The sequence below is a fragment of the Martinezella sp. CNPSo 3964 genome, assembly GCF_057784375.1.
Window position 1 is genome coordinate 500,295 of sequence record NZ_JBXSOW010000002.1, and the last position, 19,711, is coordinate 520,005.

The following is a 19,711-nucleotide window of genomic DNA, read 5'->3' on the forward strand; positions in this document are numbered from 1 at the left end:
ATCGCCAATAGGCGGCGCGAAGCATCAAATTTTCGCAACCTATACGGCCAATCCTTCATTACAATTCATTCATATTTCCCACGCAGCTCCCTTGAAAAGCACCGGAGCGGTGCTTTACTTAAATGCATGGCTAAGGCACACGCACCAACGCACCGCTCTCGTCTGCGATACGATCTCGCTCCCGATGACGCAGCGCGACAGGCTCTGGACGAGACCTTTGCCGCATACGGGCAGATGATGAAACTCCTGGCGGAAATCGTTCCGGACAGAGCCGGCGCGAATCTCGTCACCCTTCATGATCTCGCCTATGAAACGATCCGCGAACGCACCGCCTTGCCCGCGCGCCTCGTAACGCTCGGCCTGCGTGATTTTGCGGCCAATCGAGGCGGGGTTGCCGATTGGAACAGGCTGCCGCTCGATGAAAAGCTCTTTGCCATCAAGGGTCCGTCAGACCTAACAATCTCGACGGTGCGCGGCCGCATTGCCGTGCCCTTCGACGTGGCCGGCTATTTCAAAGGCTGGGACAGCAATATCCCTGCCTATCTGATCGCCGATGGCGGCCACTACGCGATTTACATCGGGGTAACACCAAACTCTCCCCGAACGGAGGATAACATGACGATGCATGAAGGCATTCTTTCCCGCATGGGACGACTGATCGCAGGCCTCGCCAATGCAGCAGTCGACACCGTAGAAGGCGCCAACAAGGTTGCCGTCATCGAGCAGGCGCTGCGCGAGATCGATGCGGCCGCCGATGAAGCGCGCGCCGATCTCGGCAAGGCGCGCGCCGAGGAATACCGCATCCAGGCGCGACGCAACGAGATTGTCGAAGACCTCGATGCACTTGAAGCAAAGATCCGGCTTGCGATCACGGCCGATCGCGAGGACCTCGCCAAGGCCGGCGTTGCGCGCCAGATCGATCTCGAAGCCCAAACCGCCGCGCTCGACAAGGCGTTGGCGGATGCTAATGCACAGATCGATGAGGGTCAGAAGGCGCTCCAGGCTGTCCTTGCCACCCGCCGTGAGGCGGAGGCACGCCTGATTGACTTCAAGCGCAGCGTCGCGCGCCATACGCCGGAGGAAGCAACGGGCGGACATCCGCGGCCGACGCCAACCGCCGGTGCGGCACGCGCTGCTGCTGCCGTCTCGCGGCTGACCGGTGTTCCCTCTGGTGAGCCCGCTACCAGCGCCGAACTCGATGAGTTAGACCGCCTGCATCGGGAGCAGGCCATCGAAGCACGCCTTGCCCGTTTCAAGGCCAATGGCCAGTAAACGATGCACCTCTTTCTCGCACCCGAATGTGCGCCCTTTGCCATTGCGGCAATGATCCTGGTTGGACTGACCGTCATCGAAATCCTGTCGATGTTGCTCGGCTTCTCGCTGAGCGAACTCATCGGCAAGCCGCATTTCGAAGGTCATGATGGTGTCCTCGCCGGCCTGCTGTCCTGGATCAATATCGGCGGCGTGCCGCTGCTGATCCTCATTATGCTGGCCTTGGGCATCTTCGCCGTGACGGGCTTTGCCATTCAGACAGTGGCCGACATGATCTGGACGCCGCTGCCGGCGATCGTCGCTACAGTGCCGGCGCTCCTGGTCACGATCCCGCTTGTCCGACGATCGACACGTACGATCGCCAGGATCGTGCCGCGCGATGAGACTTATGCCGTCGACACCGGTGACCTCGTCGGCCGCACGGGCACGGTCTCCATCGGACCTCTGGATCAGGGGCTGCCCGGCCGCGTCAGCGTCAAGGATGCGCATGGCAACTGGCATCAGCTGCGCGCCTGCGCCGCCAAGGGTGAAAGCCCCTTGCCGATCGGCGCCCAAGTTCTGCTTGTCGACCGCAAGGCCGACATCTTCATCGCAGTTTCCGCCCCCTCGGATCTTGTAAGGTCCGACGACAAATCCTCTACGGAGCAACATCCATGAACGGCCTTTACGACCTTCTTCTTCCCGCAGGCATCGGCCTCGTTCTGATCCTCGGGATCGGCTTCGTCCTTGCCTCGCTCTATGTCCGCTCGAGCCGCGATGAAGCCTATGTGCGCACCGGCCTCGGCGGCCAGAAAGTCGTGCTCGACGGCGGCTCCGTCGTCCTGCCGATCTTCCACTCGATCGCCCGCGTCAATCTGAAAACTCTGCGCCTGGAAGTCCAGCGCGGCGAGAATGACGCGCTGATCACCAAGGACCGCATGCGCGTCGATATCGGCGCCGAGTTCTATGTTCGCGTCAAGCCGGACAGTTCCTCCATCGCTCTTGCCGCCCAGACGCTCGGCAACCGCACCAACGACAGCGAGCAGTTGCGTCAGCTGATCGAGGCGAAGTTCGTCGACAGCTTGCGCTCGGTTGCGGCCACGATGAGCCTCGACGCCCTGCAGGAGCAGCGCATGGATTTCGTCAAGGCGGTGCAGGATGCGGTCGGTTCCGACCTGCAGTCCAACGGTCTCGAACTGGAATCCGTGTCGCTGACGCGCCTCGACCAGACCGATATCAAACACTTCAATGCCAACAACTTCTTCGACGCCCATGGTCTTGCCGCGCTCACTCGCGTCACCGAAGCCCGCAAGAAGGAGCGCAACGAAGTGGTTCGCGATACCGAAGTCGCGATCGCACAAAAGGACCTGGAGGCCCGTCAGCAATCGCTGGCCATCGAGCGGACCAAGCGCGAGGCCGAGCTGAACCAGCAACGCGATATCGCCAACAAGTCTGCCGCGACCCGCGCAGAAACCGCGCAGCAGGAACAGGCCGCCAAGCGTGCGGAAGAAGAAGCCCGCATTGCCGCCGAGCAGGCGATCGCCGAACGCGAGGCGACGGCAAAGCAGGCCCGCGAATCCGCCAACATCGACTCGACCCGCGCCGTGCAGCAGCGCGATACTGAAGCCCGCCGCGATATTCAGATCGTCGCGCAGGAAAGCGCCATCGCGGTCGCTAACAAGAGCCGCGAGGAGTCGGAAGCCAAGGCAAAGGCTGAAGCAGCCCGCGCACTTGCCATCGCCGCGGAAGAAAAGGTCGGCACCGCCAAGGCCGTCGAGATCGCCGAGCGTGAAAAGCAGATTGCCGTGATCGACGCGCAAAAGCGCGCCCAGACCCAGGCAACCGCCGTCACCATCGCCGCTGAAGCTGAAAAGCAGGCCGCGACCGACCAGGCCGACGCCATCAAGACGCTGGCAACAGCAGAAGCCGATGCCGCCATCATCAAGGCCAAGGGTATTCTCGAAACCGGCAAGGCGACGGCCGAAAGCGAGGCACTGCTCAACGAAGCGCGCAACAAGCTGAGCCCCGCCATCATCGAGTTCGAGATCACCCGCGAGCGCATCCGCATCGTGCCCGCCGCCCTCGCCGAAGCGGTGAAGCCAATCGAGAAAATCTCGGATATCCGCATCTTCGACACAGGCGGCATGCTCGGCCGCAACGCTGGCGGCACGACCGGCGGCAGCGGCGTCGGCCTTGGCGAAGGTCTGGCCGGCCAACTGCTCTCCTACCAGGCCAACAAGCCGATCCTCGACCGCCTGCTGAAGGAAGCCGGCTTCGATGGCGACAATGCCATCTCGGCGCTGCTCGGCAATCTGGATGGCAAGACCAATGCCAACCAGCCCGAGGAAGAAGAATATTACGACGACACCGAAGAGACGGATAAGCCTGCCTGACGACTGTCCGTGATCAATAAAAAATAAAACCCCGGAATCCCTCACGGATTCCGGGGTTTTATTATATTAGGCAGCCAATCAGGTCAGGGCTTCGGACGATTTCTGAATGCCTCTGCTTCGGCGTAGAACTTCTTTTCCCATTCCTTGTGATTGTCGAGGCCTTCCTTGATGAAGGGTGTGAAGATTGCCAGGTTCATCAAGGCCCAGTTGACGAAGCGGGCCGGGAATTTCAGCGGCTTGACGAAATCGACGAAGAGCACCACGCGGGTCTTGTCGGAATGGTTCCAGGCTTCATGCTCATAGGCGTCGTCGAAGATCAGCGCCTTGCCTTCCTGCCAATGGCAAACCTGTTTGTCGACGCGGATGGCGAGCTTCTCGTTCGGTTCCGGCACGATCAGGCCAAGATGCAGGCGTAGCACGCCATTATAGGGGCCACGATGGGCGGGAAGATGCTTGCCGGGCTCGAAGATCGAGAACATCGCCGTCGTCAGGCCGGGGATCTTCTGAACGGCCTTCCAGGTATTCGGGCATGCCTTGATGTTCTGCTCGGACTTCACGCCGAAGCCGAGGAGAAAGAAGGTCTTCCAGCGGGTATCCGTGGAGATGGTCTTCACGTCGGTGGAGATGTCCTGGAAGGTCGGCAGCTCGCTCTGGCGCAGCAGCACCTTCTCAAGCTCGGCGCGAATGGCCGGAAAATCCTTCTCGATCTCCGCCGCCCAGGGGAACGTCGCGGTGTCGTAAACGGGCGGGTTGCCGAGCTTGGCGTATTTCAGATTGAGGCTTTCGGCCCAGGCGACGATGCCCATGAAAAAGCGCGTCATGGCGCTCGGGCGATCCATCGGCGCGATGCCAGCCGTGCCGAAAGTCTGTTCCGGAGCAGGAGATTGGTTGGAAGTGGGAGCAGGTGCGCTCAAGGGACTCTCCGTCATGTCTATCTTTAAGGGCTGTCCAGGGAGGAAGTCTTGGCCGAGGGAATTTGCATACAAATCCCGGTGGGGCAACAGGATCGAATCTTGGGATATTCGTCCGTTACTTCCCGATTGACGCCCGACTCCTTTGTTATGCGGTGATCACAATAGCCGATTATATGAGTTGATTAGTCGAATTTCGCAAGAGAGTCCGTTCGCAACGAGCGGTGGTTTGTCGTGGACAGAAACTCCGACGATTCTCGAGAGGGATTCACCCCAGAATCGGCAAAAATGCGGCGAAATTTGCCGACGCTTCATCGCTATGCCGTTTGAGCCTGAATTATTAGCCGGACAATTGCAAGCCCTGCTATCAAAGCCCCTATCGACAGGGAAACAGACAGGGCGACATAGGCAACGGACGGCATCCATTGGCCACGCTCCCAGAGCGTGACGCTTTCCAGCGCAAAGGTCGAGAACGTCGTGAATCCACCTAGCACGCCCGTTGTCAGAAACAATCGCACCTCCTGCGACATACCGCCGCGAAAGGTGAAGTATTCCGTCAGCAGCCCCATGATGAACGCTCCGAGCACATTGATGATGAGCGTGCCGAACGGAAATTCGATCCCGAGTAGACGTGCAGCAAGCTCGTTGATACCGAGACGGAATGCGCCGCCCAATCCAGCTCCGAGAAACACGACAAGATAGAGCACGACAACCTCCAGCCGTCCTTGCGTCAAACCTTTTCGATCTTATGAATGTTTTCTCTGCGCGCCTGCAAGCCGCGTTCGCGAATGTGGCGAAGCGGCACATCGCCGAGGATCTGTCCGGAGGCTGCACTCTTGGCGATACCAAGCCGCTGCGACAGATAGATGCTGGTATGACCGCTGCAGATATAGGCGAGGAAGCAGGCGACCGCGAGATAGACGGTATGCGTAGCGCCGAAGAGCTCGATACCCATGATCATACAGGCAAGCGGCGTATTGGTGGCACCAGCAAAGACGGCGACAAAACCCAATCCCGCGAAAAGATCGGCCGGCGCGCCGAGAATGGCCGCAAGTGCATTGCCGAGCGCGGCACCGATGAAGAACAAGGGCGTCACTTCTCCGCCCTTGAAGCCGGCACTTAATGTCACGATCGTGAAGACCGCTTTCCAGAACCAACTCCAATAATCGATATGGGACTGATCGAAGAAGCCAAGGATCGTCGCATCTCCGGGATTGGGTGACCATACGCCGAGCCCGAGATACTCGCGCGTGCCGAGAAGATAGACGAGACCAATCAGAATCACGCTGGCAATGACCGGCCTCAGCGGCGCATAGGCACAGAAGCGTTTGAACACCGCCGACGCTCCATGCGAGACCTCGCTGAATGAGCGCGCCATCAAGCCAAAGATCACGCCGGCGATACCGACCTTGATGAGCAGCAGTGCATCGAGATGGAATGTGCTGGCCGGCGTGCCGGCGAGATAGCCTATCTGATACTGGATATGCTCAATGCCCCAGGCATGGCAGGTCCAGTCGGCGGCGATTGCCGCCGCAAGGCTCGGGATCAGCGCTTCATATTGCATGCGCCCGATCGTCAGGACTTCAAGAGCGAAGACCGCACCGGCGATCGGCGTGCCGAAAACCGCGCCGAAACCCGCTGCTATGCCCGCCATCAGGAGAATGCGGATCTCGGCGTGGCTGAGCCGGAAGATTTTGGCAAAGGCGCTGGCAATGCTGCCACCCAGCTGCACGGCCGTCCCTTCACGCCCGGCCGAACCACCGACGAGGTGCGTCAGGACCGTCGAGACAAGAATGAAAGGTGCCATACGCAGCGGCACGCCGCCGCCAGGCTCATGAATCTGATCGACGATCAGATTGTTGCCGCCTTCCGAGCCGCGGCCGAAACGTTGGTAAACCAGCACCATCAGGAAGCCGGCAACCGGCATCAGGAAGATCAGCCAGGGATGGTCAAAACGCGTTGCCGTCGCCTTGTCGAGGCTCCACAGGAACAGGGCGCAGAGCGAGCCGACGACAACAGCCATCGGCACGACCAGAAGGATCCATTTGAACAGGCTGCGAAACTGCTGAAAGCGATGGTGAAAATAGGCGGATGCGGACATCAGCTTGCCCCTCCCGCGAAGCCGACGGGCGGTCTTCCGGGGACAGTGAATAAGACACATGGGTGAGATAACGGCAAGAAAACAGGCACGACTCTACTCCTTCGCCTTTCAGGCGCTTTGAGTAGGAGTCATCAGCTTCCCTGGGAAGATCAGAGCAGCGGTTCGGCCACCATGGCCCGGCAGAAATCCATTACCGTTGGATTTTCAATATAGAAACAGCCACCCCGCTGTCAATGAGCCCCGCCGGACACTCCGGACGCATTCTGTCACACCGCCCGCGCAATCATCTCGATTGGCGCAAGCAGACCGGCTTCGACCGATGTGTTGACATTGCTGCTTCGCTCCCCTGCCCGCGGCCCCATCAGCGTGCGGAAACCCTGATCCCGCTGTCCGCCCGCCGCAGCCTTGGCGCGCGCCTCATGTGCCAGCCGGATAGCCAGAGCACTACGGTCCTGCTCCAGTTCCACCGCGAAACCAGCCCCCTCCAGCAAAAGACGATATTCATCGGGGCTGCGCACGAAGCTTGTCTCCAGCTCCATCGCCCAGGGCATCGGAAAGGGCAAGGTACCATCGCGCATCTGCATGATCTCATAAAGGCCGAAACGTCCGCCCGGCGTCAGGATGCGCCGGATCTCCGCAAACAGTCGCGCCTTGTCTTCGATGTTCATGCCGACATGGATGAGCGTCGTACGGTCGAAGCTGCCGCTTTCGAAGGGTAGCGCCAAGGCGCTCCCTTGGCGAAAGGAGACCTGATCCGCCAGGCCGCAACGAGCCGTCAGCGAATTGGCAACCTGAACGAACTCCTCCGTGAGATCGATGCCCGATACGATGCATCCGTAGGAGTCCGCAAAATGGCGGGCAGGCCCGCCGAGCCCAGAGCCGATATCGGCAAGCCGCAGACCGGCGGAAAGATCGAGGTCCCTGGCGAAATCCACCGTTGCCGCATGACGGCCCAGATGAAATTCATCCACACCCGCTAGGTCGCGGATGCGCAAATTGTCGATATCCTTGCCATCGGCCGCAAGGCTTTGCAGGATCGCCGTTTCCAGCGATCCATGCGTATAGTGGTTGGCAACTTTTTCCTCGGTCGACATGCGTGCACTCCCAAGGCTGTGCCTGAAGATGGCCTGGGGGATCAGACCTTCAGTTCGCGCCGTTCGATTTCCGTTACCATGGCAAGATCCAGCACGCGCTGCAAGTTGGCAGCGTGCCGGAAGCTTGGGTCCTGACTGCTGCCATTCATGACGGCATCCGCGAAGCGCTGATAATTGGTCGGGACCGGCGGCACCTCGATGACCCTCCACGTCGCCGTTTCCGTGTCATCGCCCAGGCAACCACGCAGCTCTGAACCGTTCGGGCTGTGGTTCACTTCCAGGCCGCCACGCTCGCCATAAATGCGAAGCTTCAGCTCGTTCAGATGTCCCGTTGCCCAGCGGCTCGCATGCACAACGCCGAGCGCACCGTTTGCGAAGTCGACCGACATAGAGAAACTGTCGTTCGCATCGAGGGTGTATTCGCCGATGCGCTCGCCGGGAGCCTTCGCAAAGGTCTTCAGGCGGGCGAAGACATGATCGATGTCGGTGGCCGCGCCATAGGCGGCGAAGTCGAGGATATGGATGCCGATATCGCCAAGAACGCCGTTCGAGCCGTGCCCGGTCGACAGGCGCCACAACCACTTGGACTCGCTGCGCCAATCACCCCAGGCCTTCGAGACGAGCCAGCTCTGCAGGTAGGACGCCTCCACATGCTTGACCGTGCCGATCTCGCCCGAGATCACCATCTCGCGCGCCTTTTGCAGCTGCGCGACGTTGCGATAGGTCAGGTTGACCATATTGACGACCCCTGCCCTTTCGGCAGCTTCCGTCATCTCGAGTGCCTTTTCATAATTCTCCGCGAGAGGCTTCTCGCAGAGAACATGCTTGCCGGCGGCAAGCAGCGGCAGCGTCGTCGGATTGTGAGCCTTGTCCGGCGTGACATTCGTCACGGAATCGAACTCGCCCCAGGCCAGCGCCTCGTCCAGAGACAGAAAGCGCTGCTTGATATCGAACGTATCGCAAAAGGCGGTGAGCCTCGTCGCATCCGTATCGACGGCGCCGACGATTTCGACGCCAGGAATGCGGGCGAAATGCTCCACATGGTTCTTCGCCATGCCGCCCGTGCCAACTACTATGAGACGCATCTGATACCTCAGCGATAACCGGCTTCGCCGGCTTGGTGCAGTTTCGGGCCGCGTTCGACGATCGGCTCCAGTGCCTTTTCGACCGGCACGTTCGGCGCATCATGAATGCTGGTCTGGGTGCCGAGCGGGTTATGAGCCCACTTTACGGAATTGATCAGAACCTTTTGGACCGTGCCATTATGATAGGTCGGATAGGTCTCGTGACCGGGGCGGAAATAGAAGATGTTGCCGGCACCACGGCGCCAGGTCATGCCTGAACGGAAGACTTCGCCGCCCTGGAACCAGGAGATGAACACGGTTTCCAGCGGCTCTGGAACGGAGAACTGCTCGCCGTACATTTCCTCGTTCTCGAGCTCGAAATGCTCGCCGAGGCCGGCTGCGATCGGATGGCGGGGGTTGATGACCCACAGGCGCTCGCGCTCGCCGGCTTCGCGCCACTTCAGCGCGCAGGGCGTGCCCATCAAGCGCTTGAAGACCTTGGAGAAATGGCCCGAATGCAGGACGATGAGGCCCATGCCCTCCCACACGCGCTTTGCCACCCGCTCGACGATCTCATCCTGGACGGCGCCGTGATCCTTGTGGCCCCACCACAAAAGGACGTCGGTTTCCTTCAGGCGGGCCTCGCTGAGGCCGTGCTCTGGCTCCTGCAACGTTGCAGTGGTTGCCTGAATACCGGCATCGGCGTTCAACGCCTTGGCGATGGTGTTGTGCATGCCTTCCGGATAGATCTCGGCGACGACCTTGTTTGTTTGCTCATGAATGTTCTCGCCCCAAACGACGGCACGAATAGTCATTACGGCACTCCTCTGATACCATTAGAATTGAATAGGTTATGCGATCCAAAGCGCTTTGGGAAAGCGCCGTATTCCAAGCCTCTGTCAGCCCATGTGACGCAAGACATAATGCGTCCAAAGCGATTTGACAAAGGCAAAAACAACCATGAACAACACCTCTGTTTTCAGTGCGACACGGATTTTGAAAAGAGGTTGACGACGAGCACGCCGGCGATGATCAAGGCAAGACCGATGATGGCGGCGAGATCGAGTTTCTGGCGAAAAAGCACCACACCCACAATCGAAATCAGCACGATTCCGAGCGCGCTCCAGATGGCATAGGCGATGCCCACCGGAATGACCCGCAACGTTACCGAAAGGCAATAGAAAGCCGCCGCATAGCAGATCATCACAACGATCGTCGGAGCAAGCCGCGTGAACTGCTGCGACATCTGCAATGCCGTCGTGCCGATCACTTCAAGCACGATCGCGACCAGCAGCATTGCATAGACCGATGCGTTCGCCATTCCATTATCTCCGATAGGGTTAGAGCTGTGTGAGCTCGATCAGCCGGTCGATCAGCCTTTGACGGGCGCGCTCGTCCATGTCGTGGCTGCCGAGCAGGTCGGCAAGCCATATCCCGTCGGCCGCCAACCTGACGATTGCTGCATCCACCGAGGAATCCGTGCCGACATATTCTTCGCTGCGCTCGCGCACCCACTCGTGCCACCGCTGCCGCAATTGCGGCTCGGTGAGCAGCACCATCGTCACCTGTGCCCAATCCTTCGTACCCTCAGGCTGATCGCGCAGGGCCAGGCAGGCATGCAGGTAACCGCGAGTAAAACGACCATGCGGCAACGGATCGGCGCGCATCGCTTCCTCGATCGCGGCATCCAGCCGCTCCAGCAGGCTATCAAACAGTGCTTCCAGAAGCATGTTCTTGCTGGGGAAATGATGCAGCAAACCACCCTTGCTGACACCGGAGGCGCCGGAAACGGCATCCAGCGTCACCGCCGTCATCCCTTTTTCGGAAGCTAGACGCGCCGCCACCTCCAGCAACTGCTGGCGGACGAACAAAGGCTGCTTCTTCCTATGGTGCGCAGTGGACATGGCGACATAACATACCAGTTGGACGGTTTCGTCAACGCTCTAATCGGCGACATCTAGACCTAATTGTTTACGGATGATTTCGTGTTGCGTCCTCCTCAGTTTACGGAATGATGAGCAGCGTCCTTCTCATCGAAGATACTGACCTTGGCTGCCTCGACGGCGAAGGCGATCGGCGAGCCGGTCGCAATCGTCGTCATGCCGGGATCGGTGCCGATGATCTTAGAGCCGTCCTTGAGCCGGACGTGGACGAGCGAGCGGTCGCCCAAGCGCTCCACGGTCTCGACCTGGCCGCCAATATCGCCTTTCTCGGCCGTCGTGACGACCAGATGCTCCGGACGGATGCCGAGCGTCAGCCCGGAATTCGCAAGGCCGTTGAGCGCGACAGCCGTCTTGATGACCGAGCCATCCGGCAACGTCGCCGTCGCCAGCCCGCTTGCCTCGCTGAGACCGGCTATGTTGATAAAGTTCATGCCGGGTGAGCCGACGAACTGGGCGACATAGCGTGTCGCCGGGCGCGTGTAGATTTCGACCGGCGACGCCACCTGTTCGATCTTCTTGTTGTTGAGCAGCACGATACGGTCGGCAAGCGTCATCGCCTCCACCTGATCGTGGGTGACGAACACCATCGTCGCACCCAGCCGCTCATGCAGTTGGGCAAGCTCGACGCGGGTGCGGGTACGCAAGCCGGCATCGAGGTTCGACAGCGGCTCGTCGAACAGGAAAACATCGGGCTCACGCACGATGGCGCGGCCGATGGCGACGCGCTGGCGCTGGCCGCCCGAGAGCGCCGAAGGTTTGCGATCAAGCAGATGCGGCATTTCCAGGATCTTCGCAGCCTCCTCGATGCGCCTGGCAATCTCGTGCTTCGGCGTCTTGATATTGCGCAGGCCGAAGGACATGTTGTCGCGAACCGTCATGTGCGGATAAAGCGCATAGGACTGGAAGACCATCGACACGCCGCGCTCGCCGGGCGGCAGCTGGTCGACCCGCTTTCCACCAATCCAGATTTCGCCACTGGTGATCGATTCCAGACCTGCGATCATGCGCAGCAAGGTCGACTTGCCGCAGCCGGAACCACCGAGGAAGACGACGAATTCCCCCCGCTCGATCGTCAGGTCGATGTCGTTCAGAACTTGCACGGCACCGAAATGCTTGGTGAGGGATTTGATATTGATACCTGCCACTTTACGCCTCCTGCGGAAAATTAGAACTGCGTTGGACCTGCCATTCATCGTGCCCCGCCGGCTGTTATCGCCGGAACGGGACTTCCGCATTGGTTATTTGACGGCACCTACCGCAACGCCGCGCGTGAGGGTCCGTTGGAAAATAAGGAAGAAGATCACCGTCGGTAGGATACCGAGCAACGAGGCTGCCGCAATCGCGGTCGGCTCCTGCGTATTGGCACCCGACAGCACGCCCATGGCGACGGAGACCGTCTGGTTGTTGTTGGAGACCAGGAACACCAGAGGAATCAGGAACTCGTTCCAGGTCCAGATAAAGAAGAAGGTCGCAAGTACCGCAAGCGTCGGCCTGAGCACCGGCACGATGACCATCCAGAGGATCTGCCAGCGGCTGGCATTGTCGATCTGCGCCGCTTCGATGATCTCGCGCGGGAATGTCGACATGACGGACGAAAGAAGGTAGGTGCCGAAAGCCGTATGCAGGACGCCGATGATCAGGATCACCGACAGCATCGAGTCGAACAGGCCGACCTGCTTGGCCATGTAATAGAGCGGATAGACCAGCGCCTCCTGCGGCGCCATGATGGAAATCAGCAGGATTACCAGCATGGCCTGTCCACCGCGCACCCGGCCGATGCCGATGGCATAGGCGTTGAGGAGGCTGAGAACGACGGCCAGAATCGCCGTACATCCGCTGATGAGGATGCTGTTGAAGAGCTTGAGCGGAAAATTGACCGTCACCCAGAAATTCTTGAGCGCCGTCAGGTCGAACGTCTGCGGGAAGGCAAGCGGACCATTGGCGGCATAGTCGGTCGGTGTCTTGATGGCGTTGAAAGCCGCCAGGAAGAACGGAAACAGCGTCCCAGCAAGGAAAACGATCAGGATGGCCAAAACGACCCAGCGGCCAAACCCTCTCTTTTGGCGATGATCCGCCGAGGCGACCGAAGCGGAAATCGAAGATGTGACCGCCATATCAGTGCCCTCCCTCGGTTTGTCTCGATTGCATGCGCAGGAAAACCACACCGAGTATGATGGTCATGATCGTCTGCAGGGTCGCAATCGCTGCCGCATAGCCGACGCGGTTCGTCGTGAAGAAATGATAATAGGACAGATAGGACGGCACCGTCGTCGCATTGTCCGGGCCGCCTGAGGTCAGCACGTAGATCGGCGCGAAGACTTTCAGCGCCGCAATCAGCGTCGTCAGCGCAACCACGAAAATCTCAGGCATGAGCATGGGGATCGTAATGGAGCGGAAACGGCCGAACCAGCTCGCATTGTCGAGCTCGGCGGCCTCATAGAGCGAAGGATCGACGCGCGCCAATCCGGACATGAAGACCACCAGGCAATAGCCGACCTGCACCCAGACAATGACGGCCGAAACCGCCCAGAGCGCGTAGCTCGCATCTCCCAGCCAGTTCTTCGCCATGAAATCGAGGCCGATCGCCTTCAGCACCGCATTGATGATGCCGATCGGGTTGAGTATCCATCCCCAAAGGACGCCGGCTGCGGTCAGCGGCAGGATCTGCGGCAGGTAGAAGCCTGCGCGAAAGAAGCTCGACCATGTCTCGCTGAACTGTGCGCTGATATAGTCGAACAGCACTGCCGCCAGCACCAACCCCAAAAGAATGGGCACGATCGTCATCGAGATGATGAACAGCAGCGTATGCTGGATGGAGCCCCAGAAGGCGGCATCCTGCAGCAGCCTCTCATAATTATCAAAACCGACATAACGGGGTGGGATGACGCCGCCCTTCCATGTCGTGAAGCTGATCGCAAAATTGGCGATCAGCGGAATGAGCACTATGACCGCAAACCCCAGCATGCCGGGGATCATGTAGAAATAGTATCCCGCCCTGCCGGCGCTCCTCGACTTATCCATCGAATTCCTCCAGTCCGATACGGCGAGGCGGCGTTTGGAGCCGTCCCGCCGTTGTGATTGTCGCCGATGGGTTACTGGGCTGCCTGCACGTCGTCGTAGGCCTTCTTCAGCCGGGCAGCCAATTGATCAGGCGTCGTGGAGCCGTTCACCAGGCCGGTGGTCGCCTGGATCAGGAGTTCGTAATAACCAGGCACCGGCCAGTCCGGGTAGAAGCCGAGGCCACCCTTGCCGGAAATCTGCTTGAAGAGCTCGACGTTGCGCTTGCCGACCTCATCGGTGATGGCAGCCGGATCTGCATCAATGGCCACACCGCCAAGATTTGCCTGTTCGTTCTGGTTTTCCTTGCTGAGCACCAGATCGATGAAGTCATAGGCAAGATCCTTGTTCTTGGCGCTCTTCGGCACCATAAACATGCTGCCAGTCGAGCCGACGGTGTACTTCGGCGTCGGGAAAAGGAACTGGCTCCATTTGAACGTCTTGATGGTGTTGGCAAAATTGCCGTTATTCCAGGTGCCGCTGACGAACATCGGGGCCTTGCCGGAAGAGAAGACGTTGGCCGCATCCGTCCCCTTGAGACCGGTCGAATCCTTGGAAATGTAGCCCTTGTTTACCCAGTCGGCGATCTTCTGAGCGGCGAAGAGGAAGGGCTTGGTGTCGAGCGGCGCCTTGAGGCCTTGATAATTCTTGACCCAGGTATCGTCTGCCTGAGTGAGCGCCAGCGTATACAGCAGATGCTGCGCGTTCGAATCCACCGTGCCGTAGGCAAGCGGCGTAATGCCCTTCTGCTTGAAGTGGTCGAGAGTCGCCTCGAACTCAGCCAACGTCGTCGGCACCTTCAAGCCGTCGGCCTGAAACATGTCGATGTTGTAGAAGACCGAGACGAACTCGCCGAGAGCCGGAATACCGATGATCGGACCCGAGCCATAGACACCGTTCGCGTCATATTTGCTGAGCTGCGTGTTCGTTTCGTTGAGGACCTTGTCCCAACCGCGTGCCTTGAACTGGTCGTCGAGCGGCGTCAGCAGGCCCTGTGACGCGACGAGGCCCGCCGTGGCGTTGCCCTTGTTGTATTCGAGTACGTCGGGAGCCTGATCGGAATTGAGAATGAGACTGCCGGCCTTCTGCAATTGATCGAAGGTCTTCTGTTCGAAATTGACTGTTACATCGGGATGCTTGGTCTTGAATACGCCGAGTGCCTTCGTCCAGGCCACGGCCTGAGGCGTGTCGGGCAGTTCGTACCACCAGACGTTAAATGTCTTGTTCTGGGCTTGCGCTACACCGGCAGCCAACAGAAGCGACATGCCGGCTGTTATCGCCAGCTTCGAAAAAATACTCATATATTCTCCTCCACCATGCGAACCGTGACGGTATCTGTCCGATGACATGGCCCGCGCTGCCATCGGCGTTTTCCTCTTACCTGCACCAAGCGCCCGCCTGTCGCATGGGACAAGGAGCGGACGCTCGGCAGTTCCTCCGTTTGGGTACCCGTCCTGCCCGAAACGTCAGCCGCTCCGGGCACTTCATTAACGCACAACTTGCCTCCTAAATCGATGCAGATTCGCAAATGCGCGCCTTACTCGACGAATTCACCACCCCGGCTTCTCTTGAGATAGTTCAGGCCGTGAACCTGGCCAGTCATTTCGAGCGCATCGCGATAGACCGGATCATGCCAGCCTTCGATATCGATGGAACCGGACCAGCCGGCAAGGCGCAACTCGGAGATGATGTCGGTCCAATTGCTGTCGCCGAAGCCCGGCGTGCGCATGAAGACGAACTTCTCCTTGCCGAAGATACCGTGCTCCTTGATGACATCCCAACGGATCGTCGCATCCTTGCCATGGACGTGAAAAATCTTTTTCGCCCATTTGCGGATCTGCGGCAGCGGCTCGATCAGATAGACCATCTGATGGCACGGCTCCCATTCCAGACCCAGATTGTCGTCCGGGGTCTCGTTGAACATCAGCTCCCAGGCATCCGGGTTATGCGCGATGTTCCAGTCGCCGGTCGCCCAGTTGCCATCCATGGCGCAGTTTTCGAAGGCGATCTTGATGCCCTTGTCGGCAGCGCGCTTGGCAAGCTCGCTCCAGACCTGCTTGTAGCGCGGCAGGCTGTCGGTGAGCGGTTGGTTACGGATGCGGCCGGTGAAGCCGGCAACACAAGTTGCGCCGAAATGATGGGCGTTGTCGATGCAGTCCTTCCAACCCTGCAGCGTCTGCAGATCCATCTCTCGCTCTTCGAGCGGATTGCCGAACATGCCGATAGTCGAAATGGTGATGTCGCGGTCGCCGATGGCATCGCGGCAGCGCTTGCCGAGATCCGCAAGGTTCTGGCCGTTGGTGGTTTGCCAGAAGAAGGGTTCGAAGCTTTCGAAGCCGAGATCAGCGATCTTGGCGATGTTCTTGGCGGCGTCCTCGTTTGTAGCTCTGACCATCGTGCCGATACGGATGGCTTTTGCCGGATTTGTCATGATGTCACTGTCCTTGTGCTGAGATATCGACGCGCCGGCCCGTCTTGGCGCTCTCGATAGCGCCTAAAACCATGGCAAGGCTGCGAATATTGTCACCGCTTGCCGTCTCGGGCGGCTTGCCTGTCTTGATTGCTTCGATGAAGGAGGCGATGACGCTGGCATGGCCATGCGTTTCTTCCTCATGCTTCGGCCCGGGAACTTCGATCAGGGTGAAGCCGTGCAGCAGGCCCGGCTCGTTGCCGGCAACGCCAGCCTCGAAATTCTCTTCTCCGTCCCAGGTCAGCATGCCCTTACTGCCGGTGAGCCGCCATTGGCTTTCCCAGCTCGTGCGCCGTCCCTCGGCGCACCATGAGCCGCGATAGCTGAAGACGACGTCGTCGGAAAAATCGAAGAGCGCGTGCGCCGATGAGCCATGCTTGTACCAGGAGCCGACAGGGTTCTTTTCGACGCAATAGACCGAGAGCGGCACCTTGCCGGACACGAAGCGGGCAGCATCGAAGGTATGGATCGCCATGTCGAGCAGCAGCACATTGTCCATTTCCTCGCGGAAACCGCCGAAATGCGGACCGAGGAAGAAGTCGCAATGGACACCGGTCAGCTCGCCGATTGCCCCCTCCTCCACGAAACGTCGCAAGCGACGGATACCGGAGATGTAGCGACGGTTCTGGATGATCGCATGGATCTTGCCGGCCTTGGCGGCAAGGTCGATCAGGGCGGCACCCTCAGCCAGCGACGTCGCCATCGGCTTTTCGCTCAGGACATGGCAGCCAGCCTTCAGCGCCGTCGAAACCACACCGAAACGCGCGGCTGGAATGACAATGTCGAAGACCAGGTCCGCCTTGGTCGCAGCGATGACCTCGGCAAGGTCGGAGCCGACTACAGCGCCTTCGAGAGAGAATTCTTTCGCAAGGTTTTCGGCGGTCGCTCGATTGAGATCGACCAGGCCGACAACCTGAATGGATTCGGCAAGCGCCGGCGTCGAGGCGATGGCCCTGAGCCAGCCTTTGGACATAGCTCCGCACCCGCACAAAATGGCATTAAATTTCACGATGTCCTCCAGCGGGCCGTGCATTACCCCTCATGACACGCGCTCCGTAAACGTTTACGATACTATGCGAAAAGATTTTCCTGTGTCAATAGAGGAGGACCACGGAAAATGGCGCATGGAGGAAAACCGCGGCCGATGAAGGGAATTCGCCAGCTTGCCGAGCATCTCGATATCTCGATCGGCACAGTATCACGCGCATTGAACGGCAAGCCGGATGTGAACGAGGAGACCCGCAAGCGCGTGCTCGCCGCCGCTGAGCAACTGGGTTATGTGGCCAACCAATCCGGGCGCAGCCTGAGACAGGGCACCACCAACGTCATCGGCCTGATGATCCAGTCCAGCCGGGAAACGGTCGAAAACAGCGACAATTTCTTCCTGACCGTGACGGGCGGCCTGCAGAGCGTGTTCTCGCGGCACAATCTCGATTTGATCATGCTCCCCTGCCCCCATGACGAAGACCCTTATGAATATCTCAAGCGCATGGTGGCGCGGCGTATTGCCGATGCGATGATCATTTCGGAGACGCAGCGGGTCGACAAACGCTTCGATCTGCTCGCCAAGGCGAAAATCCCGTTTGCAGCGCTCGGCCGCAGCCTCTCGGGCGCACAGCATCCTTGGGCCGACCTCGATTTCGACGGTGTCGTCAATTGCGCCGTCGACCGGCTCGTGGCGCACGGGCATCGCCGTATCGCCATCAGCGCGCCCGCGAGCGAGATCAATCTCGGCTTCGTCTTCGTGGATGGCTATCGCCATGCCCTCGAGCGGCATGGCATCCCCTATGACCCAGCCTTGGTCATCCGTGCCAAATCGAGCGAACAGGGCGGTTATCAGGTAGGCGACGAATTGCTGCGTCTTGAAAGCCGGCCAACCGCAGTAATCCTTATCTATGAATTGATGGCGATCGGCCTTTACCGGCGCGTCATGGAGGCCGGCATCATTCCGGGGCAGGACATCGCCGTGGTCAGCTTTCGCGAGGCGCCGCGCGCCAAATTCCTGCAGCCGGCGCTGACCTGCTTTCGGACCTCGCTGCACGACCTTGGCGTCGAACTGGCCGAAATCCTGCTTTCCAGCATGCCAGCCTACAGCGAGGAATACCCGAGGACATCGCGCCAGAGCGTGTGGCCGCTCGAACTCATTCCGGGAGAAAGCGACGCTTTCCAGCTGAGACCAGCAAAATAAGCAGCGCCGAAACGCCGCACCGGCCATTCCGACGGTTGCGGCATCGCCCGTGAGTTGCCATGTAGGACATCGCAAACAGAGGCCTGGGGCTTGAGCGAAGAAACCATCACACTTTACGAAGCGATCGGCGGCGACCGAACCGTGCGAGCGCTGACATCACGCTTTTACGAGCTGATGGATACTTTGCCTGAAGCAGCCAATTGCCGCGCCGTGCACCCGTCAAGCCTCGAAGGTTCGCAGGAGAAATTCTACGAATATCTGACCGGCTATCTCGGCGGGCCGCAGCTCTATATCGAGAAGCGCGGCCATCCGCGCCTACGCAGCCGTCACTTCGTTGCCGCCATCGGCCCGAAAGAGCGCGACGAATGGCTGCTATGCTTCCGCCGCGCCATGGACGAAACCATCGAGAACGAAAAACTGCGGGCCATCATCTGGGAGCCAGTCGAACGTCTGGCCTTTCACATGCAAAACAGGGAATGAGGAAGATATGACCATCGGCACCATAATCCGTCCGGCCACCCTGTTTATCGCTGGAATCCTCGGCGCCAGTGGCGTTGCGCTAGCCGCGGCCGCGACCCATGGCGGCGACACGCATTTCCTCGGCGCGGCCTCGACCATGAGCCTCGCCCACGCCCCTGCCCTCTTGGCACTCTACGCCGGCTACGACCGCATCCGCATTGCGCCGATCGCTGCCGTCCTATTGGGATTGGGAACGCTGATTTTCGCCGGCGATCTCATCAGCAGGCATTTCGGCGGAAGCTCGCTGTTTCCGATGGCCGCCCCGACAGGCGGAATGGGCATGATCGCCGGCTGGGCCGTGATAGCGCTCGGCGCCTTCTTCAGGACGAGCCCGGCAAAGGCGTGACGCCAGCCCTCAGGGGCACTTATATCGGTGATAATCCCGGCTCAAATGCCGGGAACGACCGCAAAGCCTTCGAATTGCGGCGGCCCCCAATAGAGCCGCTTGTTGTCGCCGGCATTGCGATGCGCCGCGCGAAAATGCTCGGATTTCGTCCAGTCGATGAAAGCATCTTCGCTGTGCCAGATGGTGTGCGAGGAAAACAGCGTATAGCCCTCCTCGACATTCGCCTTGCCGCGCAGCAGTCGGAACTCGAGAAAGCCGGGCACGTCCGACAGCCGTGAGTCCCGCCCTCTCCACACCTCTTCGAATTCGCCCTCCAAACCGATGACGACCTTGAAGCGGTTCATGGCGATGTACATGGCAACCTCGTTCGACGA

At 59.7% G+C, this 19,711-nt stretch carries 21 protein-coding genes and 1 riboswitch; of the genes, 6 read left to right on the forward strand and 15 right to left on the reverse strand.

Annotated elements, in window-relative coordinates; genetic code table 11:
• Nucleotides 1-126: 126 nt before the first annotated feature.
• From AC13Q5_RS09025 to AC13Q5_RS09035, 3 genes are read left to right on the forward strand one after another with little or no spacing between them, the layout of a single operon-like run.
• Nucleotides 127-1,272: a PspA/IM30 family protein gene (locus tag AC13Q5_RS09025; protein WP_488501469.1), complete on the forward strand. Its 1,146-nt coding sequence runs from the start codon at nt 127-129 to the stop codon at nt 1,270-1,272.
• Between the two features lie 3 nt (nt 1,273-1,275).
• On the forward strand, nt 1,276-1,929 hold the full coding sequence (locus AC13Q5_RS09030) for an OB-fold-containig protein (protein ID WP_488501470.1): 654 nt from the start codon (nt 1,276-1,278) through the stop codon (nt 1,927-1,929).
• Nucleotides 1,926-3,644, forward strand: coding sequence for a flotillin family protein (locus tag AC13Q5_RS09035; protein ID WP_488501471.1), 1,719 nt, complete (start codon nt 1,926-1,928; stop codon nt 3,642-3,644). The genes AC13Q5_RS09030 and AC13Q5_RS09035 overlap by 4 nt, the downstream gene beginning before the upstream one ends.
• Before the next feature lie 83 nt (nt 3,645-3,727).
• Here the strand turns inward: AC13Q5_RS09035 and olsC are convergent, their stop codons facing one another.
• The 14 genes from olsC to AC13Q5_RS09105 all read right to left on the reverse strand — a co-directional run bounded on the left by olsC (nt 3,728) and on the right by AC13Q5_RS09105 (nt 17,293).
• The gene (olsC, locus tag AC13Q5_RS09040; protein WP_488501472.1) at nt 3,728-4,573 is read right to left on the reverse strand and encodes an ornithine lipid ester-linked acyl 2-hydroxylase OlsC; all 846 of its coding nucleotides are present in this window, start codon (nt 4,571-4,573) and stop codon (nt 3,728-3,730) included.
• Nucleotides 4,574-4,872: 299 nt separating this feature from the next.
• Nucleotides 4,873-5,262, reverse strand: coding sequence for a fluoride efflux transporter CrcB (crcB, locus tag AC13Q5_RS09045; RefSeq protein WP_075851883.1), 390 nt, complete (start codon nt 5,260-5,262; stop codon nt 4,873-4,875).
• Nucleotides 5,263-5,285: 23 nt separating this feature from the next.
• Nucleotides 5,286-6,656 (reverse strand): voltage-gated chloride channel family protein, encoded by a 1,371-nt coding sequence (locus AC13Q5_RS09050; protein ID WP_488501473.1) that lies wholly within the window; start codon nt 6,654-6,656, stop codon nt 5,286-5,288.
• Nucleotides 6,657-6,771: 115 nt separating this feature from the next.
• Nucleotides 6,772-6,860, reverse strand: a riboswitch (Fluoride riboswitch).
• Nucleotides 6,861-6,922: 62 nt separating this feature from the next.
• Nucleotides 6,923-7,750, reverse strand: a complete 828-nt coding sequence (locus AC13Q5_RS09055) for a class I SAM-dependent methyltransferase (protein ID WP_488501474.1) — start codon at nt 7,748-7,750, stop codon at nt 6,923-6,925.
• A gap of 41 nt (nt 7,751-7,791) precedes the next feature.
• The gene (locus tag AC13Q5_RS09060; RefSeq protein WP_075851318.1) at nt 7,792-8,835 is read right to left on the reverse strand and encodes a Gfo/Idh/MocA family protein; all 1,044 of its coding nucleotides are present in this window, start codon (nt 8,833-8,835) and stop codon (nt 7,792-7,794) included.
• A gap of 8 nt (nt 8,836-8,843) precedes the next feature.
• Complete coding sequence (locus tag AC13Q5_RS09065; RefSeq protein WP_488501475.1) at nt 8,844-9,629, reverse strand: ThuA domain-containing protein; 786 nt, start codon at nt 9,627-9,629, stop codon at nt 8,844-8,846.
• A gap of 164 nt (nt 9,630-9,793) precedes the next feature.
• Complete coding sequence (locus tag AC13Q5_RS09070; protein ID WP_174172159.1) at nt 9,794-10,135, reverse strand: DMT family transporter; 342 nt, start codon at nt 10,133-10,135, stop codon at nt 9,794-9,796.
• A gap of 19 nt (nt 10,136-10,154) precedes the next feature.
• On the reverse strand, nt 10,155-10,718 hold the full coding sequence (locus AC13Q5_RS09075) for a TetR/AcrR family transcriptional regulator (RefSeq protein ID WP_488501476.1): 564 nt from the start codon (nt 10,716-10,718) through the stop codon (nt 10,155-10,157).
• Nucleotides 10,719-10,813: 95 nt separating this feature from the next.
• Complete coding sequence (locus AC13Q5_RS09080; protein WP_075851324.1) at nt 10,814-11,902, reverse strand: ABC transporter ATP-binding protein; 1,089 nt, start codon at nt 11,900-11,902, stop codon at nt 10,814-10,816.
• A gap of 93 nt (nt 11,903-11,995) precedes the next feature.
• Nucleotides 11,996-12,871 (reverse strand): carbohydrate ABC transporter permease, encoded by an 876-nt coding sequence (locus AC13Q5_RS09085; RefSeq protein WP_075851325.1) that lies wholly within the window; start codon nt 12,869-12,871, stop codon nt 11,996-11,998.
• A gap of 1 nt (nt 12,872) precedes the next feature.
• The gene (locus AC13Q5_RS09090; protein ID WP_075851326.1) at nt 12,873-13,778 is read right to left on the reverse strand and encodes a carbohydrate ABC transporter permease; all 906 of its coding nucleotides are present in this window, start codon (nt 13,776-13,778) and stop codon (nt 12,873-12,875) included.
• A 71-nt stretch (nt 13,779-13,849) separates the two neighbouring features.
• Nucleotides 13,850-15,115, reverse strand: coding sequence for an ABC transporter substrate-binding protein (locus AC13Q5_RS09095; protein WP_488501477.1), 1,266 nt, complete (start codon nt 15,113-15,115; stop codon nt 13,850-13,852).
• A gap of 236 nt (nt 15,116-15,351) precedes the next feature.
• Nucleotides 15,352-16,245, reverse strand: a complete 894-nt coding sequence (locus AC13Q5_RS09100) for a sugar phosphate isomerase/epimerase family protein (protein ID WP_075851328.1) — start codon at nt 16,243-16,245, stop codon at nt 15,352-15,354.
• Between the two features lie 4 nt (nt 16,246-16,249).
• Nucleotides 16,250-17,293: a Gfo/Idh/MocA family protein gene (locus AC13Q5_RS09105; RefSeq protein WP_488501478.1), complete on the reverse strand. Its 1,044-nt coding sequence runs from the start codon at nt 17,291-17,293 to the stop codon at nt 16,250-16,252.
• 135 nt (nt 17,294-17,428) lie between these two features.
• On the opposite strand from AC13Q5_RS09105, the gene AC13Q5_RS09110 reads away from it, so the two are divergent.
• The 3 genes from AC13Q5_RS09110 to AC13Q5_RS09120 all read left to right on the forward strand — a co-directional run bounded on the left by AC13Q5_RS09110 (nt 17,429) and on the right by AC13Q5_RS09120 (nt 19,337).
• Nucleotides 17,429-18,472, forward strand: coding sequence for a substrate-binding domain-containing protein (locus AC13Q5_RS09110; protein WP_143525376.1), 1,044 nt, complete (start codon nt 17,429-17,431; stop codon nt 18,470-18,472).
• Between the two features lie 90 nt (nt 18,473-18,562).
• Nucleotides 18,563-18,952: a group II truncated hemoglobin gene (locus tag AC13Q5_RS09115; protein ID WP_457878061.1), complete on the forward strand. Its 390-nt coding sequence runs from the start codon at nt 18,563-18,565 to the stop codon at nt 18,950-18,952.
• 7 nt (nt 18,953-18,959) lie between these two features.
• Nucleotides 18,960-19,337: a DUF423 domain-containing protein gene (locus AC13Q5_RS09120; protein WP_075851332.1), complete on the forward strand. Its 378-nt coding sequence runs from the start codon at nt 18,960-18,962 to the stop codon at nt 19,335-19,337.
• 41 nt (nt 19,338-19,378) lie between these two features.
• On the opposite strand, the gene hmuQ is transcribed toward AC13Q5_RS09120, so the two are convergent.
• Complete coding sequence (gene hmuQ, locus AC13Q5_RS09125; RefSeq protein WP_075851334.1) at nt 19,379-19,693, reverse strand: heme-degrading protein HmuQ; 315 nt, start codon at nt 19,691-19,693, stop codon at nt 19,379-19,381.
• Between the last annotated feature and the right edge of the window lie 18 nt (nt 19,694-19,711).

Excerpts from the sequence above, each read along its gene's own strand:
- AC13Q5_RS09085 (WP_075851325.1), bottom strand. The coding sequence starts at position 12,871 with ATGGCGGTCACATCTTCGATTTCCGCTTCGGTCGCCTCGGCGGATCAT.
- AC13Q5_RS09025 (WP_488501469.1), top strand. The coding sequence starts at position 127 with ATGGCTAAGGCACACGCACCAACGCACCGCTCTCGTCTGCGATACGAT.
- AC13Q5_RS09110 (WP_143525376.1), top strand. The coding sequence starts at position 17,429 with ATGAAGGGAATTCGCCAGCTTGCCGAGCATCTCGATATCTCGATCGGC.
- AC13Q5_RS09035 (WP_488501471.1), top strand. The coding sequence starts at position 1,926 with ATGAACGGCCTTTACGACCTTCTTCTTCCCGCAGGCATCGGCCTCGTT.
- olsC (WP_488501472.1), bottom strand. The coding sequence starts at position 4,573 with ATGACGGAGAGTCCCTTGAGCGCACCTGCTCCCACTTCCAACCAATCT.
- AC13Q5_RS09030 (WP_488501470.1), top strand. The coding sequence starts at position 1,276 with ATGCACCTCTTTCTCGCACCCGAATGTGCGCCCTTTGCCATTGCGGCA.
- AC13Q5_RS09050 (WP_488501473.1), bottom strand. The coding sequence starts at position 6,656 with ATGTCCGCATCCGCCTATTTTCACCATCGCTTTCAGCAGTTTCGCAGC.
- AC13Q5_RS09120 (WP_075851332.1), top strand. The coding sequence starts at position 18,960 with ATGACCATCGGCACCATAATCCGTCCGGCCACCCTGTTTATCGCTGGA.
- AC13Q5_RS09095 (WP_488501477.1), bottom strand. The coding sequence starts at position 15,115 with ATGAGTATTTTTTCGAAGCTGGCGATAACAGCCGGCATGTCGCTTCTG.
- AC13Q5_RS09065 (WP_488501475.1), bottom strand. The coding sequence starts at position 9,629 with ATGACTATTCGTGCCGTCGTTTGGGGCGAGAACATTCATGAGCAAACA.
- AC13Q5_RS09070 (WP_174172159.1), bottom strand. The coding sequence starts at position 10,135 with ATGGCGAACGCATCGGTCTATGCAATGCTGCTGGTCGCGATCGTGCTT.
- AC13Q5_RS09055 (WP_488501474.1), bottom strand. The coding sequence starts at position 7,750 with ATGTCGACCGAGGAAAAAGTTGCCAACCACTATACGCATGGATCGCTG.
- hmuQ (WP_075851334.1), bottom strand. The coding sequence starts at position 19,693 with ATGTACATCGCCATGAACCGCTTCAAGGTCGTCATCGGTTTGGAGGGC.
- AC13Q5_RS09060 (WP_075851318.1), bottom strand. The coding sequence starts at position 8,835 with ATGCGTCTCATAGTAGTTGGCACGGGCGGCATGGCGAAGAACCATGTG.
- AC13Q5_RS09090 (WP_075851326.1), bottom strand. The coding sequence starts at position 13,778 with ATGGATAAGTCGAGGAGCGCCGGCAGGGCGGGATACTATTTCTACATG.
- AC13Q5_RS09100 (WP_075851328.1), bottom strand. The coding sequence starts at position 16,245 with ATGACAAATCCGGCAAAAGCCATCCGTATCGGCACGATGGTCAGAGCT.
- AC13Q5_RS09075 (WP_488501476.1), bottom strand. The coding sequence starts at position 10,718 with ATGTCCACTGCGCACCATAGGAAGAAGCAGCCTTTGTTCGTCCGCCAG.